The following is a 17898-nucleotide window of genomic DNA, read 5'->3' as shown; positions in this document are numbered from 1 at the left end:
TATTCTGGACCTGCCCGAAGGCAGGCGACAGAAGAAAATGCTTAATTTTGGCTGATTTACCCTTCTTTGCAATCGCTGAAGGTTAATCAAACGGCGGCGGTGCCAGCACCTCGCGGTTACCGTTATGCCCCTGCTCGCTCACAATGCCCTGCGCTTCCATCTGCTCGATGATACGCGCCGCGCGGTTATAGCCGATGCGGAACTGACGCTGCACCCCAGAGATGGACGCTTTGCGTTTTTCGGTAACGAAGCTAACCGCCTGATCGAATAACGGATCCAGCTCTTCGCCGCCGTCGAAGCCACCGCCGCCGCCTTCGCTTTCCGTATCGCTGGTGATCCCGTCAACATATTGTGGACGACCGCGCGCTTTCCAGTCCTGCACGACGGCGTGAACTTCCTCATCGCGGACGAACGCACCGTGGACACGCACCGGAGAGGTGGAGTTCGGGCCGGAATAGAGCATGTCACCCATACCCAGCAGCGACTCTGCGCCGCCCTGGTCAAGAATGGTACGGGAGTCAATTTTACTTGATACGGTAAAGGCGATACGCGTCGGAATGTTCGCTTTGATAAGGCCGGTAATAACGTCCACAGAAGGACGCTGGGTCGCCAGCACAAGGTGAATACCGGCCGCACGCGCTTTCTGCGCCAGACGGGCAATCAACTCTTCCACTTTCTTACCGACGGTCATCATCAGGTCAGCGAATTCATCGACCAGCACGACGATATAAGGCAGTTTTTCCAGCACCGGATGCTGGGCATCCATGCTGTCACCCGGTTTCCAGTAAGGATCCGGAATCGGACGTCCCATGCGCACCGCCTGGGCGATTTTCTCGTTATAACCGGCCAGGTTACGCACGCCCAGCGCAGACATCAGCTTGTAGCGGCGTTCCATCTCATTGACGCTCCAGCGCAGGGCGTTGGCGGCATCTTTCATATCGGTCACAACTTCGGTCAGCAGATGCGGGATGCCTTCGTAGACCGACAGTTCGAGCATTTTCGGGTCGATCATGATGAAACGCACATCTTCCGGCTGCGCTTTATACAGCATACTGAGGATCATGGCGTTCACACCGACAGACTTACCGGAACCGGTAGTACCCGCGACCAGCAGGTGAGGCATTTTGGCGAGATCTGCCACCACCGGATCGCCCGCGATATCTTTACCCAGCACCACGGTCAGCGGGGATGGGTTATCGCGGAATTTGGTGTTATCCAGCACTTCACGCAGGTAGACGGTCTGACGTTTCTTGTTCGGCAGTTCAAGGCCAACGTAAGGTTTGCCCGGAATCACTTCCACCACACGTACCGCCACGGTCGACAGAGAACGCGCCAGGTCGCGGGACAGGTTGGAAATGCGCGCGGCTTTAACGCCTGGCGCCAGGTTCAGTTCAAAACGGGTGATAACAGGACCCGGCGAGTAGTTCACCACGTCCGCCTTGATGCGGAAGTCAGCCAGACGGGCTTCGACCAGACGCGCCATTTGTTCGAGCGCGAAGGTATCGACCGGTTCCACTTCTGACGGCGGCGGCGTTAACAGATCCAGAGACGGCAGCGGCGTGCTTGGACGCTGCAGCGGACGGCTGTCACCGTTACGCATCAGCAGCGGGTGAATCAGGCTCTCCTGCGGCTGAGGCGCAGGCTGCTGGAACTGCGGCGGCTGTGGTGCCTGCTGCGGTTGCGCATACGGCTGCTGAACTGGTTGTTGAGGCTGCGAGTATGTCTGTGGTGTTGGCTGCTGGCGCACAGGCTCTGCTTCCGGCATCACGCTCGGGGTAAATAAAGGCTCGCTCGGGCCATCATCCACCAGATCCTTCATCGGCGAAAATTCAAAATCAGACAGCGAGAACGGGTTTGCACCCGCCGGTTGCTCACCGGAATAGCGCTGCTGCTGGGTGGCGGCAAACTGGCGCGCCAGTTCTGCTTCTGCCGCGTCCTCTTCATCTTCCAGCATCGGTTCATCGTGCTGGTATTCTTCACCGTAGCGCTGATTCTGCTGCGCAGCGAACTGGCGGGCCAGCTCGTCCTGCTGCATTTCATCGGCGTCATCTTCGTAGTCAGGCTCGCGCGCTTTCTCTTCAGCCATACGCTGGGAAGGCAGCTTGATACCATAAGAGGCAAGCTCTCGGCGGGTTGGAACGCGAACGCGGTTAGGGCGAGGCAGTTGCGGACCAATCCCCTCCTTCACCTGAGGGCGTGGCGCGCCCCCTGTTGCCAGACTAAAGACAGGTGCAGCCGCGGCAGCGGCCGCAGTAGCCTGCTTCACACTTTCCGCTACCGGTGCGACTGCAGGCGTCGGGTCGATCGGTGGAACGGAAACAGAAGGCGCTTTCGTCACCGGCTCCTGCACCGGTTCAGGCACCGGCTGGTACCAGGCAGCCAGCTGCTCGCGTTCACGCGCACGTCGCTCTTCGACTTCTTCGAAATAGTACAGCGGTGGACGGGCGGGCTTCACCTCTTCCACGATTTCAGGTTCAGGCTGCGGCTCAATATAAGGCTGCACAGGTTCAACCTTATCAGGCACATACTCCTGATAAGGTTGGGCCACCAGCTGTTCATCGTACGGGTAATTTTGCGGTTCACACGCAGGCTGCGGCGGCTGATAAGGCTGTTGCCACTGCTCCTGCTGCACAGGGACATAGCTTTCAGGTCCAGGTGCGATAACGGGCTCCGGCGTGTGAACACCGGGCGCAGTCTGCCAGTCAACCTGCGGCTGCTGAATAACGGATTCCGGCGGCGAAACCGGCGCGGATGGCATCACAGCGTCGACCGGCGCGGCATACGCCTGCGCAGCGGTCGTCGCGGCGGCTGCTGCCGCAACCGGCTCGGTAACCGAGTGGCCATTTAACAGCGGATCGTATTCGTCGAAGTCACCCGGCATGGCCCGGCTGCCGGAGAAGAGCACATCGTCAGGATCGACGGCGACACCCGCCGCACGATACGCCACCTGCTCGTCTTCATCCATGCGTTTACCGGAGAAGAGCGCCGCATCGGTTTTACGGCCAAGCGGGTTGGCAAATTTCTCAGCAACACGCTGACGACGCGCCAGCGCGCCGCGCAGGATACGCGCACGACGAGACTCGCGACGCTGCACAGGCGCGTCATCTTCCTCTTCCTCTTCGTACTCGTCTTCATCAACCCACGTATCGTCACGACGGGTACGGTTGCTGGCGAAGGTCAGAATGGTGAGGATAAAACTGCCGATTTTCTCGGCAATGCTCACCCAGGACCAGCCGGTAAACAACGTCAGCCCGGCCGCCCAGATGCAGAGCAATGCGAGCGTGCCGCCGCTGCTGTGCAGCATCGGCTGTAGTGCAGAGCTCAACAAACTGCCGATCACCCCGCCCGAGGCGAAGTACCAGATATCATCCGCATTAATCGCTGCCAGCCCGCACGAGGTGAGGATCAGCGCCAACGCGCCAATCAGGCGCAGCGACACGGCGAAATAGTCGATGTAATCATCGTTCTGACGATGACGCCAGGCAAACCAGCATCCGCCAATGATAATGACGGGAAGGGTATAGGCCATCACACCGAAAATGAAAAACAGCGTGTCCGCAAGCCAGGCACCGGGGACACCGCCTAAATTATGGATAGGCTCATGCCATGCAGTTTGTGACCAGCTGGGATCCGAGGGGTTGAAACTGAGTAAGGCTGCCATCAGCCAGACGGCAAAAAGGGCAATAACAATCAGCAAAGCCTCGAGGAGACGACGTCCGCTGCTTAGCTTCGATAGTGTGACTTCTTTGTCTTCAGTGTATTCCTGGCTCAAGAAAGGCTCTCCAGGTATCAGGCATATCCTGCCTGTTTGCTAAAACGGACAACAGTGCCGGGACTCCCCGGCACTGTTGCTGTATGGATTAACAGGAGTGTAATCAAACTACGCTGATTTTGCACCTGTTCCGTGTTAGCGCGTCTTAATAACCAGACGATTGCTCTGTTTGACCTCTTCCATCACCACATAGGTACGGGTGTCGTTCACGCCTGGCAGACGCAGCAGGGTTTCACCCAGCAGCTTACGGTAGGCGGACATATCAGGCACACGGGTTTTCAACAGGTAGTCGAAATCACCGGATACCAGGTGACACTCTTGAATTTCTTCAAGTTTCTGTACAGCGGCGTTAAATTGCTCAAACACATCCGGCGCACCACGATTCAGAGTAATCTCAACAAATACCAGAAGTGAGGCATCCAGATAATGCGGGTTCAGCAGAGCAGTATAGCCCTGAATGAAACCCTGTCTTTCCAGTCGGCGCACACGCTCAAGGCACGGCGTCGGGGAAAGTCCCACACGTTTTGAAAGCTCGACGTTGGAAATACGCCCATCCTTTTGCAATTCATTAAGAATGTTACGATCGATACGGTCGAGATCTTTGCCAGGGCGCTTCTTGCTATCTACCATTATTATTGTCTCTCTGTATTCCTTCCCTACTCCTGCCTGGACCCTGTGCACATCACTGTTCAGAGCCTGTACCCGTTAGTCATCACATCGCCTGATTATGTATTAGACGCGATGCGGATTCGGGTTCTGTTGGTAAGAAGACCGTTGCCCGAAGGCAGTCACCGACATCACGTATGGCGTCTGTCCACGCCATGCGTAGATTTCACTGACCCGGTAAAAATGGCATTTACGTGCATGCCTATGCGGCATACGGTTAACACGGTTTTTTCTTCTTCCTTGAATGTTTTCGCAAAAGCGCAGGGGATTGTCAAAGCAAAACATCGTTTTTTAGTACAACATGCCGGATATTCATTGCGGCAGGGTATTAATCCTCATTTTATTGCCTTACAAACGACCGGTTTTCAGGAGAAAGCGTGATGTTATCGCGCGCTATTCATCGTCCGTGGCTATTACACAGATTGATATCAAAATTGCTGCGCTCTTTTTTTACGACAACAAATTCCCTACAATCCAGCCAAATGTCTGCCAACAACAATGGGGATCTCATGGGCACGGCCAAACACAGTAAGCTGCTAATCCTTGGTTCTGGACCTGCGGGATATACCGCGGCGGTCTATGCTGCACGCGCTAACCTGCACCCGGTACTCATCACCGGCATGGAAAAAGGCGGTCAGCTGACCACCACCACCGAAGTGGAAAACTGGCCAGGCGACCCGAATGACCTGACCGGGCCGCTGCTGATGGAGCGTATGCACGAGCATGCTGCTAAATTCGAAACCGAAATTTTGTTCGATCACATCAATAAGGTCGATCTGCAGAACCGTCCGTTCCGCCTGACGGGCGACAGCGGCGAATACACCTGTGACGCGCTGATCATCGCCACCGGCGCCTCTGCCCGTTACCTCGGTCTGCCATCCGAAGAAGCGTTCAAAGGCCGCGGCGTTTCTGCCTGCGCAACCTGCGACGGTTTCTTCTACCGCAATCAGAAAGTCGCGGTCATCGGCGGCGGCAACACCGCCGTGGAAGAAGCGCTCTACCTGGCGAACATTGCCTCTGAGGTGCATCTGATCCACCGTCGCGACACCTTCCGCGCGGAGAAGATCCTGATCAAACGTCTGATGGATAAAGTGGCAAGCGGCAACATCGTGCTGCACACCAACCGTACCCTGGAAGAGGTGACGGGCGACCAGATGGGCGTTGCCGGTCTGCGTATCCGTGATACCCAGAACACCGATAACGTCGAAACGCTGGAAGTGGCGGGTCTGTTTGTGGCGATCGGTCACAGCCCGAACACCGCGATCTTCGACGGTCAGCTGGAGCTGGAAAATGGCTACATCAAAGTGCAGTCCGGCATTCACGGTAACGCGACCCAGACCAGCATCCCGGGCGTGTTCGCGGCCGGCGACGTGATGGACCATATTTACCGTCAGGCGATCACCTCTGCGGGCACCGGCTGTATGGCCGCGCTGGACGCTGAACGCTACCTCGATGGACTGGCTGAACAAGGTAAATAATCTTTACAAGTCAGTAACAAACGTAAATAAAGGCGGCGATAAGTCGCCTTTATTGTCTCCCCGTTGTAACATTGCGCTGCCCAATTTCTAATAACGTCACCTGCAAAGTACGCAATGGAAAAAACCCGTCAACAAGAGTTAACACGCTGGCTGAAACAGCAAAGCGTTATTTCCCGCCGCTGGCTTACGATCTCCCGTCTCCTGGGGTTCGTTAGCGGCCTGTTGATTGTTGCCCAGGCATGGCTGCTGGCCCGCATTCTTAATCACATGATCATGGAGAACATTCCACGCGAAGCGCTCCTGCTGCCCTTTATTGTCCTGATCCTGATTTTTATCCTGCGCGCCTGGGTGGTGTGGCTGCGTGAGCGCGTCGGTTTTCACGCCGGACAGCACATCCGCTACGAGATCCGTCGTCAGGTGCTCGACAGGCTTCAGGAAGCCGGGCCCGCGTGGATCCAGGGTAAACCAGCCGGTAGCTGGGCGACGCTGATCCTTGAGCAGATTGACGATATGCACGACTACTATGCGCGCTATCTGCCGCAGATGGCCCTTGCCGTCTTCGTTCCGCTGCTGATCGTGATCGCCATCTTCCCGGTGAACTGGATGGCTGCGTTGATTCTGATGGGCACCGCCCCGCTGATCCCGCTGTTTATGGCGCTGGTCGGCATGGGGGCAGCGGATGCCAACCGCCGTAACTTCCTGGCACTGGGTCGCCTGAGCGGCCATTTCCTCGATCGTCTGCGCGGCATGGAGACGTTACGCATTTTTGGCCGTGGTGAAGCGGAAACCGAAAACATTCGCCAGGCGTCACAGGACTTCCGTCAGCGCACCATGGAAGTGTTACGCCTCGCCTTCTTGTCTTCCGGCGTACTGGAATTCTTTACCTCTCTGTCGATTGCCCTCGTGGCGGTCTACTTCGGTTTCTCCTACCTCGGCGCGCTGGATTTTGGCCATTACGGCACGGCGGTGACCCTTTCTGCCGGGTTCCTGGCGCTGATCCTGGCCCCGGAGTTTTTCCAGCCGCTTCGCGATCTGGGGACCTTCTATCACGCCAAAGCCCAGGCGGTTGGCGCAGCCGATAGCCTGAAAACGTTCCTGGAAACGCCGCTGGCAAACCCGGAGCGCGGTGACGTTACGCTGAATGCTAAAGAGCCCGTGACCATCGAAGCACAGGACTTTTCCATTCTGTCACCCGAAGGCAAAGTGCTTGCGGGTCCGCTGAACTTTACCTTACCTGCCGGACAACGCGTGGTGCTCGTCGGCACCAGCGGTTCCGGGAAAAGTTCTCTGCTGAATGCGCTATCCGGATTTATGGCCTATACGGGTTCACTGCGGATCAACAGAACCGAACTGCGCAACCTCGATCCTGACGCCTGGCGTAAACAGCTCAGTTGGGTGGGCCAAAACCCACAGCTTCCCGCCTCTACGCTGCGTGAAAATGTGCTTCTGGCGCGCCCGGATGCGCGTGAAGATGAACTGCAATCGGTTCTCGACCGCGCCTGGGTCAGCGAGTTTCTGCCGCTGCTCCCGCAAGGGGTAGATACCGTGGTCGGTGACCAGTCCGCCGGGCTGTCGGTCGGACAGGCGCAGCGTGTGGCCGTTGCCCGCGCGTTGTTGAATCCTTGCCAGCTGATGCTGCTGGATGAACCCGCCGCCAGCCTGGATGCCCACAGCGAGCAGCGCGTAATGGAAGCCCTGAACGCCGCCTCCCGGCAGCAAACCACCCTGATGGTCACCCATCAGCTGGAAGGCATTGCCGACTGGGACCAGATCTGGGTCATGGAGAACGGCCGTATTGTTGAGCAAGGCGATTACGCCTCTCTCGTTGCCGCGCAGGGACCGTTTGCCGCCCTGCTGGCGAACCGTCAGGAGGACATCTGATGCGTGCTCTGCTGCCTTATCTTGCGCTCTATAAACGCCACAAATGGATGCTGACGCTGGGGATTGTGCTGGCCATTGTCACGCTGCTCGCCAGCATCGGACTGCTCACGCTTTCCGGCTGGTTCCTGTCGGCCTCAGCCGTCGCAGGGTTCGCCGGATTATACAGCTTCAACTATATGCTTCCGGCTGCCGGGGTTCGCGGTACCGCCATCACCCGTACTGCCGGACGCTATTTCGAACGGCTGGTCAGCCACGACGCCACTTTCCGCGTGCTGCAGCACCTGCGCATCTACACTTTCAGCAAGCTGCTGCCCCTCTCCCCTGCCGGGCTGGCGCGTTTTCGTCAGGGTGAGCTACTCAACCGTGTCGTTGCGGATGTCGACACGCTGGATCACCTGTACCTGCGCGTGATCTCCCCGATCGTGGGCGCATTTGTGGTGATTGTGGTTGTCACGCTGGGGCTGTCTGTTCTGGATGTTCCCGTTGCGCTGACGCTGGGCGGGATCATGCTGCTGACGCTCATCATTCTGCCGCCGCTGTTTTACCGCGCCGGGAAATCCACCGGGGAAAACCTGACGCGTTTGCGCGGAGACTACCGCCAGCAGCTAACCTCCTGGCTTCAGGGGCAGGCTGAGCTGACCATTTTTGGTGCCAGCAAGCGCTACCGCGCGCGGATGGAAAGTACGGAGCTGAACTGGCATGAGGCCCAGCGCCGCCAGTCGGAGCTGACGGCCTTCTCTCAGGCACTGATGATGTTAATCGGCGGCGTGGCGGTGATTGCCATGCTGTGGCTGGCCTCCGGCGATGTCGGGGGAAATTCACAGCCGGGTCCGCTTATTGCCCTTTTCGTCTTCTGCGCGCTGGCGGCGTTTGAAGCGCTGGCCCCGGTGACGGGCGCCTTCCAGCATCTGGGTCAGGTCATCGCCTCTGCCCTGCGCATCACCCAGATTGCGGAGCAGGAGCCTGAAGTTACGTTCAGTGCCGGGCAAACCGCTGTTCCAGAGCAGGTTGCGCTAACGCTTGAAGATGTCACCTTCGCCTACGACAAACAGGCGCAGAACGCGCTGGAAGGTATCAACCTTTCTGTTAAGGCAGGACAGCGAATTGCGATCCTCGGCCGTACCGGCTGCGGTAAATCGACGCTGCTGCAGTTGCTGACCCGCGCCTGGGATCCGCAGCGCGGTCAGATCCGTTTTAATAATACGTTGCTGACTGATTTCAGCGAGCAGGCCCTGCGCAAGGCCGTGAGCGTCGTTCCGCAGCGCGTGCATCTGTTTAGCGCCACGCTGCGTGATAACCTGCTGCTGGCCGCGCCAGAGGCGTCTGATGATGCGCTTCGCGCCGTGCTGGAGCAGGTCGGACTGCAAAAGCTGCTTGAGGACGAGGGGTTGAACAGCTGGCTGGGCGAAGGCGGCCGCCAGCTCTCCGGCGGTGAACTGCGCCGTCTGGCCATTGCGCGCGCGCTGCTGCACGATGCGCCGCTGATGCTGCTCGACGAGCCCACCGAAGGGCTGGACGCCACAACCGAGAGTCAAATCCTTGATTTACTGGCGAATGTTATGACCGGCAAAACCGTGCTGATGGTCACGCACCGCCTGCGCGGACTGGCGAGTTTTGATCGGATAATTGTGATGGACAACGGACACATTATTGAGCAAGGTAGTCACGCAGAGCTGTTGGCGAAACAGGGTCGCTACTACCAGTTTAAACAGCGTCTGTAGACTATATTTGTAGCGTCCTCACTCGCGTACTGGAGTTTTGCTGTCATGCGCCTGGTCCAGCTTTCTCGTCATAACATCGCGTTCCCTTCTCCGGAAGGGGCGCTGCGTGAGCCCAACGGGCTGCTGGCCCTTGGCGGTGACCTCAGTCCCGCTCGACTATTAATGGCGTACCAGCGCGGTATATTCCCCTGGTTTTCCCCCGGCGATCCGATTTTATGGTGGTCTCCCGATCCGCGTGCCGTGCTGTGGCCAGGGCAGTTTCACGTGAGCCGCAGCATGAAGCGTTTCCATGCGAAATCACCTTACCGCGTCACCCTCAACCACGCCTTTGGTCAGGTCATTGAAGGCTGTGCTGAAGACCGTTATGAAGGGACATGGATAACCCGCGATATTATTACCGCCTACCACCAGCTCCATGAGCTTGGCTACGCCCACTCCATCGAGGTGTGGGAAGGCGGAGCACTCGTTGGCGGCATGTACGGCGTGGCGCAGGGGACGCTGTTCTGCGGTGAGTCGATGTTCTCTCGTGCTGTTAACGCCTCGAAAACTGCACTGCTGGTCTTCTGCGAGGCGTTTGCCCAGCGCGGCGGACGCCTGATCGATTGTCAGGTGCTCAACGAGCACACGGCCTCCCTGGGTGCTGTTGAAATTCCGCGACGCCAGTACATCGAACAGCTGGATGCCAGCCGTCAGGAGAAGCTCCCGCGCGACTTCTGGATACCGAGAACGCTCTTTATGCCCAATGCCTAAATGTTTTCCGCATATTTTTTGTGAGGGTGTTATAATTACGCCGCAGAGTAGCTTCTGCCTGTTGCCCCGCCGCCGTTTGGGACCCTCGCTTCAGATAACGTCCTGACGTTTATCCTGTCGTCTCCCCTTTACGAATGCGCTTCCTGTACGGTTGTACCGTGACGCTTGGGCAATGCGCCGAAACTGTTTTGCTGCGTTTTAATCGCGCAATTCTTTACTTAATTGATGAATTTCGGCATTATCTTGCCGGTTCAAAACTTGGTAGTGATACCCCAGAGGATTAGATGGCCAAAGAAGACAATATTGAAATGCAGGGTACCGTACTTGATACGTTACCTAATACCATGTTTCGCGTAGAGCTGGAAAACGGTCACGTGGTAACTGCGCACATCTCCGGTAAAATGCGCAAAAACTACATCCGCATTTTGACGGGCGACAAAGTGACTGTTGAACTGACCCCGTACGACCTGAGCAAAGGCCGCATTGTCTTCCGTAGTCGCTAATTGTTTTCGCCTGTAATGGCAGATGAATATTTAAAAGGTCGGGATTATCCCGGCCTTTTTTATTTATGGCTTTAGTGTTGCTGCGTCGGAAGATGTATTGTCATCCATGGTTGTACAGGAGCGATTAAATCTCCTGCCATAGAATGCGCCATGTCGTGAAGTAATCCCGTAAGATGCGGCAGCATATTGCGGTCAAAATGCGACACCAGCAGCACGTGGTTTAACGCCCGGCAGTAGTCACATTTCGTTTCTGTATCTTCCAGCAGCCACTCTTTTTGTCGCGGCTGTGCCGCTTCTTCCTCAAATTCCAGTATCTGAAAATCACGCATGGATTCCGTGAGGCCGGTTTTCACCTCTTCCAGATAAGCCCCCAGGCAACGGCATACGGGCTGCGTTTGAGGGAGTGATTTGCAGTCGAGGAGGATTTCGGTGAGCAGTTTGCAGCGCTCGGCGAGGGTGGGGAGATCGGGGTTGAGGGAGAGTTCGCTGTAAAGTTGGGCGAAATTATTAATATCAGTCATATGTGATCCTTTATGCACGTAAGATTGTTTGTGCACACTTTCAGGACGCCAATCCCGGCACCTGATTTTGCAGGTGCGCCGCCATTTTATTACTGTGTATTTATCCAGCAACTGACTTCGAAAGAAACTGGAAAGCGCCTCGCAAAATTCCTCTGCGGCCTGTTGCCCTCACCCCAGTCCTCTCCCACGGGGAGAGGGAGAAAACAAAAAAAACGGCAACCGAAGTTGCCGTTTTGCTTTTATCTTACAACTCAGTGAGCCGCTTCCGGCTTGTGCTTCGCCGCACTCTGGAAATCGTACGTCAGTTCGTTCTTCGCCTGGTCCAGCGCCACGGTCACCTGGCCGCCGTCCACCAGCGAGCCAAACAGCAGCTCGTTCGCCAGCGGTTTCTTCAGGTTGTCCTGAATCACACGCGCCATCGGACGGGCACCCATCGCACGGTCGTAGCCTTTCTCGGCCAGCCAGTTGCGGGCCTCCTGGCTCACTTCCAGCGACACGCCTTTCTGATCCAGCTGAACCTGCAGCTCGACGATGAACTTGTCCACCACCTGATGGATCACCTCGGTAGACAGGTGATCGAACCAGATAATGTTGTCCAGACGGTTACGGAACTCCGGCGTGAAGATCTTCTTGATCTCCTCCATCGCATCGGTGCTGTTATCCTGGTGGATCAGGCCGATGGATTTACGCTCGGTTTCACGTACACCGGCGTTGGTGGTCATCACCAGCACCACGTTGCGGAAGTCCGCCTTGCGCCCGTTGTTGTCAGTCAGCGTCCCGTTGTCCATCACCTGCAGCAGGATGTTGAACACGTCCGGGTGCGCCTTCTCGATTTCATCGAGCAGCAGGACCGCGTGCGGATGCTTGATCACCGCGTCGGTGAGCAGGCCGCCCTGGTCAAAGCCCACGTAGCCCGGAGGTGCACCAATCAAACGGCTGACGGTGTGACGCTCCATATACTCGGACATGTCAAAGCGCAGCAGCTCAATGCCCAGCGCTTTGGAGAGCTGAACCGTCACCTCGGTTTTCCCCACGCCGGTCGGGCCAGCGAACAGGAAGGAACCGACAGGCTTGTGGTCATGCCCCAGTCCGGCACGGGCCATTTTGATCGCTTCGGTTAAGGCCTCGATGGCTTTATCCTGACCAAAGACCAGCATTTTCAGGCGATTGCCGAGGGTGCGCAGCGTGTCGCGGTCGCTCTGAGAGACGCTCTTCTCAGGGATACGCGCGATGCGGGCCACCACGGACTCAATATCCGCCACGTTAACGGTTTTCTTACGCTTGCTGGCCGGCATCAGACGCGCACGCGCACCTGCCTCGTCAATCACGTCAATCGCCTTATCCGGCAGATGACGATCGTTGATGTATTTCACCGCCAGCTCCACCGCCGCACGGACCGCTTTCGCGGTGTAACGCACGTCGTGGTGCGCTTCGTACTTCGGCTTCAGGCCGTTGATGATCTGCACCGTTTCCTCGACGGACGGTTCGGTCACGTCAATTTTCTGGAAGCGGCGCGCCAGCGCACGGTCTTTCTCAAAGATGTTGCTGAACTCCTGGTAGGTCGTGGAGCCAATCACGCGGATCTTGCCGCTGGAGAGCAGCGGTTTGATCAGGTTAGCCGCATCCACCTGGCCACCGGAGGCCGCACCTGCGCCGATGATGGTGTGGATCTCATCGATAAACAGGATGCTGTTGGTGTCCTGCTCCAGCTGTTTTAACAGTGCCTTGAAGCGTTTTTCAAAATCACCGCGGTATTTGGTGCCCGCCAGCAGCGAGCCGATATCCAGCGAGTAGATGGTGCAGTCGGCAATCACTTCCGGCACGTCGCCCTGCACAATGCGCCAGGCAAGCCCTTCGGCAATCGCGGTTTTACCCACGCCTGATTCCCCCACCAGCAGCGGGTTGTTCTTGCGGCGACGGCACAGCACCTGGATCGCGCGCTCCAGCTCTTTATCGCGACCAATCAGCGGGTCGATACCGCCAACGCGAGCAAGCTGGTTAAGGTTGGTGGTGAAGTTTTCCATACGATCCTCCCCGCCTGCTTGCTCTTCATTGTTATTGACCTGATTGCTGGAATCCGATGCCTGGTTAGGCTCGTCTTTGCGCGTTCCGTGAGAAATAAAGTTAACCACGTCGAGGCGGCTGACTTCATGTTTGCGCAGCAGGTAGGCAGCCTGTGACTCCTGCTCGCTGAAGATGGCGACTAAGACGTTTGCGCCAGTCACTTCGCTACGTCCGGAAGACTGGACGTGGAAAACCGCGCGCTGCAGCACGCGCTGGAAGCTGAGCGTCGGCTGCGTGTCGCGCTCTTCTTCACTGGCTGGCAGCACCGGTGTGGTTTGTTCGATGAAGGCTTCGAGTTCCTGACGTAGCGCCACCAGATCCACGGAGCAGGCTTCCAGCGCTTCGCGGGCAGATGGGTTGCTAAGCAGTGCGAGCAGTAAATGCTCGACGGTCATAAACTCATGTCGGTGCTCACGCGCTCTGGCGAAAGCCATGTTTAAACTGAGTTCCAGTTCTTGATTGAGCATAGGCACCTCCCCCAATTTTATGCCTTATCAGGCCTTTTCCAGCGTACACAGCAACGGATGCTCGTTCTCCCTCGCATAGTCGTTCACCATCGCTACTTTGGTTTCCGCCACTTCGGCTGTGAAGATGCCGCAGATAGCTTTGCCACGATAATGAACGGTAAGCATCAGTTGCGTTGCACGTTCTACATCATAAGAAAAGAACTTTTGTAGCACGTCAATAACAAATTCCATCGGCGTGTAATCATCGTTCATTAACATAACTTTATACATAGATGGCGGTTTTAGCGCGTCGCGCACTTTATCTTCCGCCAGCTGGTCAAAATCCAGCCAATCGTTGGTCTTACCCATTATGCATAACCACTTTGAATCTACCTCAGATGTTAGATAACAATCATCTATTACTGTCATCCGCGATGTCTGTCACAAACTATTGCAATAGCGTTAACTGCTTCAAACTTTGGTTGATTATTGTCCCATCTCCAGCGCCAAACGCTTGACGACTTCTTTCGTTTCTCTAAATTGTACAAGCGTGAGATGGCGAGGTTTTGAACAGCCCCCACTCCACCACCGGTTCATTCCATCTTAACTTATAAGATTTACGAAGGATGTCGAAGCATGGAAATGGGTACTGTTAAGTGGTTCAACAACGCCAAAGGGTTTGGCTTCATCTGCCCCGAAGGCGGCGGCGAGGATATCTTCGCTCACTATTCCACCATTCAGATGGATGGTTACAGAACGCTCAAAGCCGGGCAGTCCGTCCGGTTCGATGTACACCAGGGACCAAAAGGCAATCATGCAAGCCTAATCGTACCCGTTGAAGCAGAGACGGTTGCATAGCTCTCTGTTTTATTGTGTACATCCCGCAGTCAAAATGCCAGCCCGATCGGCTGGCATTTTTATTTTCGGGTTATTCCCGCGCCAGCGCGTCCACCGGATCCAGCCGCGCCGCGTTGCGGGCGGGCAACCAGCCAAACAAAATGCCGGTAAAGGTCGAACACAAAAATGCGGTAATAATGGCAACCGGCGAGAAGCCAATCTCCCAGCCGGGTAAAAAGAGCTGGAGTGCAAACGCGATCATCATCGAGAGCGCAATGCCCATCGCCCCGCCGACCAGACACACCAGCACGGCTTCAATCAAAAACTGCTGCAGCACGTCACTGGCGCGGGCCCCGACCGCCATGCGGATGCCGATCTCCCGGGTACGCTCGGTTACCGACACCAGCATGATGTTCATCACCCCGATGCCGCCGACGACCAGCGAAATCACCGCCACCAGCGTGAGGAACAGCTGAAGAGTACGTGTGGTCTTTTCCGCCGTTTTCAAGAGGCCGTCCATATTCCAGGTGAAGAAATCTTTCTTCCCGTGGCGCAGAGTTAACAGCCGCTCAAGCTGCTGTTCGGCGAGCGCGCTGTCGTAGCCCTCCTTCACGCGCACGGTGATGGAGTTGAGCCAGGACTGCCCCATAATCCGCCCGGAGATGGTGGTGTAGGGCAGCCAGACGCGCAGGATCTTGCTGCTGCCAAACATCGACTGCTTCTCTTCCGCCACGCCGATGACCGTGGCAGGCATGTTGCCGACCAGGATCACTTCGCCTACCACGTTGACTTTATTGGGGAAGAGCTGCCTGCGCGAGTTCGCGTCCAGCACCACCACCTGCGCCCTGCCCGCCAGCTGTTCGGCGTTAAAGGTAGCGCCTTCACTGAAGGTCATGCCGTAGACGTTGAAATAGTCTCCGCTAACGCCGTTCGCACTGGCGGCAACGTCGACATTGCCCACCCGCAGGCGCAGGTTCTGCGACACTGCAGGCGTGGCGGAGTTGACCCACGGCTGCTTCTGAATGGCCGCGAGATCGTCGTATTTCAGCGCCTGCTGATACTGTGGCTCGTCGTCGCCAAAGTCTTTGCCGGGATAGACGTCAATGGTATTGGTGCCGATGGCGCGGATATCTGCCAGCACCAGCTGCTTGGCCGCGTCGCCCACCACCACAATCGACACCACCGAGGCGATACCGATGATGATGCCGAGCATCGTCAACAGGGTACGCATTTTGTTGGCCGCCATCGCCAGCCAGGCCATGGTCAGCGCTTCACGAAAGCCGCTGGAAAACTGCCCCCAGCCGGTTGATGCCGGAAGCACTTCTTTCGGCGCCGCTGCTCTGGACTCACGCGGCGGCGGATTGCTGACCAGTTCGCCGTCGTGGATCTCAATAATGCGTTCCGCCTGCGCCGCCACCTGCGGATCGTGGGTAACAATGATGACCGTGTGCCCCTGATCGCGAAGCTGATGGAGGATCGCCATCACCTCTTCGCCGGAATGGCTGTCGAGCGCGCCGGTCGGCTCATCCGCGAGGATCACCTGCCCGCCGTTCATCAGGGCGCGGGCAATACTCACGCGCTGCTGCTGGCCGCCGGAAAGCTGCGAGGGCTGGTACTCCACCCGCTCTGCCAGCCCCAGACGCGTCAGCAGCATCTGCGCGCGCTCGAGGCGTTTTTTACGCTCGACGCCCGCATAGACCGCAGGTACTTCCACGTTCTGCGCGGCATTGAGGTGAGAAAGCAGATGGTAACGCTGGAAGATAAAGCCGAAGTGTTCCCGGCGCAGCTTCGCCAGCGCGTCGCCATCCAGCGTGGAGACATCCGTCCCGGCCACGCGGTAGGTACCGCTGGTGGGTTTATCCAGGCAGCCGAGAATGTTCATCAGTGTCGATTTACCGGAACCCGATGCGCCGACAATCGCCACCATCTCGCCCGCTTCCACGCGCAGGGAGATGCCTTTCAGCACCTCCACCGGGCCATCGCCGGAGGGATAGCTGCGACGAATGTTATTCAGCTCAAGCAGCGCCGTCATTTGGCGGCTCCGGGCAGGCTTTCGCTGACAACAACCTCCTCGCCCTCTTCCAGCCCTTTCACCACCACCACATCAGTGTCGTTGCGCGCGCCAATCACAACCTCGCGTTCGCGCGTCTCCCCGTTGCGCAGCACTTTCACTTTATAACGGCTATCCCCGGCGGATTCGCCGAGCGCAGAGAGCGGAATGGTCAGCACGTTCTTCACGCCGGTCAGCTGGATATGCACCTGTGCGGTCATGTCCAGACGCAGCACGCCCTGCGGGTTTGGCACTTCAAAACGGGCATAGTAGAAGATAGCGTCGTTCACTTTTTCCGGCGTCGGCAGAATATCTTTCAGCACGCCTTCGTAGCGCGTCTGCGGATCGCCCAGTACCGTAAACCAGGCGTTCTGCCCCGGCTTAAGATGGATCACATCCGCCTCTGAGACCTGGGCTTTGACCAGCATGGTGCTCATGTCCGCCAGCGTCAGAATGTTTGGCGCCTGCTGCGCGGCAATCACCGTCTGCCCCTGCAGCGTGGTGATCTGAGTGACCTCACCGGCCATCGGCGCCACGATCTGGGTGTAATCGAGATTGGTTTTCGCCGTATCCAGCGAGGCCTGATTGCGTTTGATTTGCGCGTCAATCGTGCCAATCTGCGCCTGTTTCACCGCCAGTTCAGTGGTGGCGGTATCTAAATCCTGCTTCGAGATCGCCTGGGTTTTGGCCAGCGCCTGCTGACGGGTCAGCGTCACCTGGGCCAGGTTACGTTCTGCCAGCGCCTGCGCACGCTGCGCGCGCAGTTCCATCAGCGTGGCTTCCACCTCGCGGATCTGGTTCTCAGCCTGCTCTGGATCGATAACGCCGAGTAGCTGGCCTTTTTTCACCTTGTCGCCAATCTCAACCGACAGCGTTTTCAGCTGGCCGCTGACCTGAGCGCCGACGTCAACCTTGCGCAGCGCGTCAAGCTTGCCCGTCGCGAGGACGTTTTGCTGCAGTTCGCCCGGGCGAACAATCAGTGTCTGATACTGTGGTACCGGCGCGTTCAGCACCTGCCAAAGCCAGTATCCACCGGCTAAAACCACGACCGCCAGCAGCAGAAACAGTGTTCTGCGTTTTCCCTTGAGGTTCATAAATATTCCAAATAAATGTTCTGGCAATGATAAGTGTTGATTCTAACTAAACGCCCCTTCAACGAAAGACCTGTTCTCCGAAATCGTCCTAATTTGTTTACGAGATGTTGACATT

At 57.1% G+C, this 17898-nt stretch carries 13 protein-coding genes; 6 read left to right on the top strand and 7 right to left on the bottom strand.

Annotated features, from left to right (window positions below; translation table 11 throughout):
• Positions 1–82: 82 nt before the first annotated feature.
• On the bottom strand, positions 83–3772 hold the full coding sequence (locus P349_RS22205) for a DNA translocase FtsK 4TM domain-containing protein (protein ID WP_032649209.1): 3690 nt from the start codon (positions 3770–3772) through the stop codon (positions 83–85).
• Between the two features lie 135 nt (positions 3773–3907).
• Positions 3908–4402 carry a leucine-responsive transcriptional regulator Lrp gene (lrp, locus tag P349_RS22210; RefSeq protein WP_000228469.1) on the bottom strand — a complete coding sequence of 165 codons (495 nt, stop codon included), beginning with the start codon at positions 4400–4402 and terminating at the stop codon, positions 3908–3910.
• Positions 4403–4947: 545 nt separating this feature from the next.
• Between lrp and trxB the strand changes: the two genes are divergently transcribed.
• The 5 genes from trxB (at position 4948) to infA (ending at position 10771) form a co-directional block, all read left to right on the top strand.
• Positions 4948–5916, top strand: a complete 969-nt coding sequence (gene trxB / locus P349_RS22215; RefSeq protein WP_024907808.1) for a thioredoxin-disulfide reductase — start codon at positions 4948–4950, stop codon at positions 5914–5916.
• 114 nt (positions 5917–6030) lie between these two features.
• Positions 6031–7797, top strand: coding sequence for a heme ABC transporter permease/ATP-binding protein CydD (cydD, locus tag P349_RS22220; RefSeq protein ID WP_032649211.1), 1767 nt, complete (start codon positions 6031–6033; stop codon positions 7795–7797).
• Positions 7797–9518 (top strand): heme ABC transporter ATP-binding protein/permease CydC, encoded by a 1722-nt coding sequence (gene cydC, locus P349_RS22225; protein WP_032649213.1) that lies wholly within the window; start codon positions 7797–7799, stop codon positions 9516–9518. Before cydD ends, cydC begins: the two co-directional genes overlap by 1 nt.
• Positions 9519–9563: 45 nt before the next feature.
• Positions 9564–10268, top strand: coding sequence for a leucyl/phenylalanyl-tRNA--protein transferase (gene aat / locus P349_RS22230; RefSeq protein WP_032649215.1), 705 nt, complete (start codon positions 9564–9566; stop codon positions 10266–10268).
• A gap of 284 nt (positions 10269–10552) precedes the next feature.
• Positions 10553–10771 (top strand): translation initiation factor IF-1, encoded by a 219-nt coding sequence (infA, locus tag P349_RS22235; RefSeq protein ID WP_002211347.1) that lies wholly within the window; start codon positions 10553–10555, stop codon positions 10769–10771.
• 71 nt (positions 10772–10842) lie between these two features.
• Here infA and P349_RS22240 read toward each other — a convergent pair whose 3' ends face one another.
• The 3 genes from P349_RS22240 to clpS all read right to left on the bottom strand — a co-directional run bounded on the left by P349_RS22240 (position 10843) and on the right by clpS (position 14171).
• Positions 10843–11292 (bottom strand): hypothetical protein, encoded by a 450-nt coding sequence (locus tag P349_RS22240; protein ID WP_032649217.1) that lies wholly within the window; start codon positions 11290–11292, stop codon positions 10843–10845.
• Between the two features lie 251 nt (positions 11293–11543).
• On the bottom strand, positions 11544–13823 hold the full coding sequence (clpA, locus tag P349_RS22245; protein ID WP_008499992.1) for an ATP-dependent Clp protease ATP-binding subunit ClpA: 2280 nt from the start codon (positions 13821–13823) through the stop codon (positions 11544–11546).
• Positions 13824–13850: 27 nt separating this feature from the next.
• On the bottom strand, positions 13851–14171 hold the full coding sequence (clpS, locus tag P349_RS22250) for an ATP-dependent Clp protease adapter ClpS (RefSeq protein ID WP_006174393.1): 321 nt from the start codon (positions 14169–14171) through the stop codon (positions 13851–13853).
• 267 nt (positions 14172–14438) lie between these two features.
• On the opposite strand from clpS, the gene cspD reads away from it, so the two are divergent.
• On the top strand, positions 14439–14660 hold the full coding sequence (gene cspD / locus P349_RS22255; protein WP_006809408.1) for a cold shock-like protein CspD: 222 nt from the start codon (positions 14439–14441) through the stop codon (positions 14658–14660).
• 70 nt (positions 14661–14730) lie between these two features.
• Here the strand turns inward: cspD and macB are convergent, their stop codons facing one another.
• The gene (gene macB / locus P349_RS22260) at positions 14731–16671 is read right to left on the bottom strand and encodes a macrolide ABC transporter ATP-binding protein/permease MacB (protein ID WP_032649220.1); all 1941 of its coding nucleotides are present in this window, start codon (positions 16669–16671) and stop codon (positions 14731–14733) included.
• The gene (macA, locus tag P349_RS22265; protein ID WP_032649222.1) at positions 16668–17783 is read right to left on the bottom strand and encodes a macrolide transporter subunit MacA; all 1116 of its coding nucleotides are present in this window, start codon (positions 17781–17783) and stop codon (positions 16668–16670) included. Before macA ends, macB begins: the two co-directional genes overlap by 4 nt.
• Positions 17784–17898: the final 115 nt, after the last annotated feature.

This window comes from Enterobacter sp. DC4 (assembly GCF_000568095.1).
Lineage (GTDB): Bacteria > Pseudomonadota > Gammaproteobacteria > Enterobacterales > Enterobacteriaceae > Enterobacter > Enterobacter pseudoroggenkampii.
Note: the sequence above shows the minus strand (reverse complement) of the source record. Positions and strands in the feature narration are given on the sequence as shown.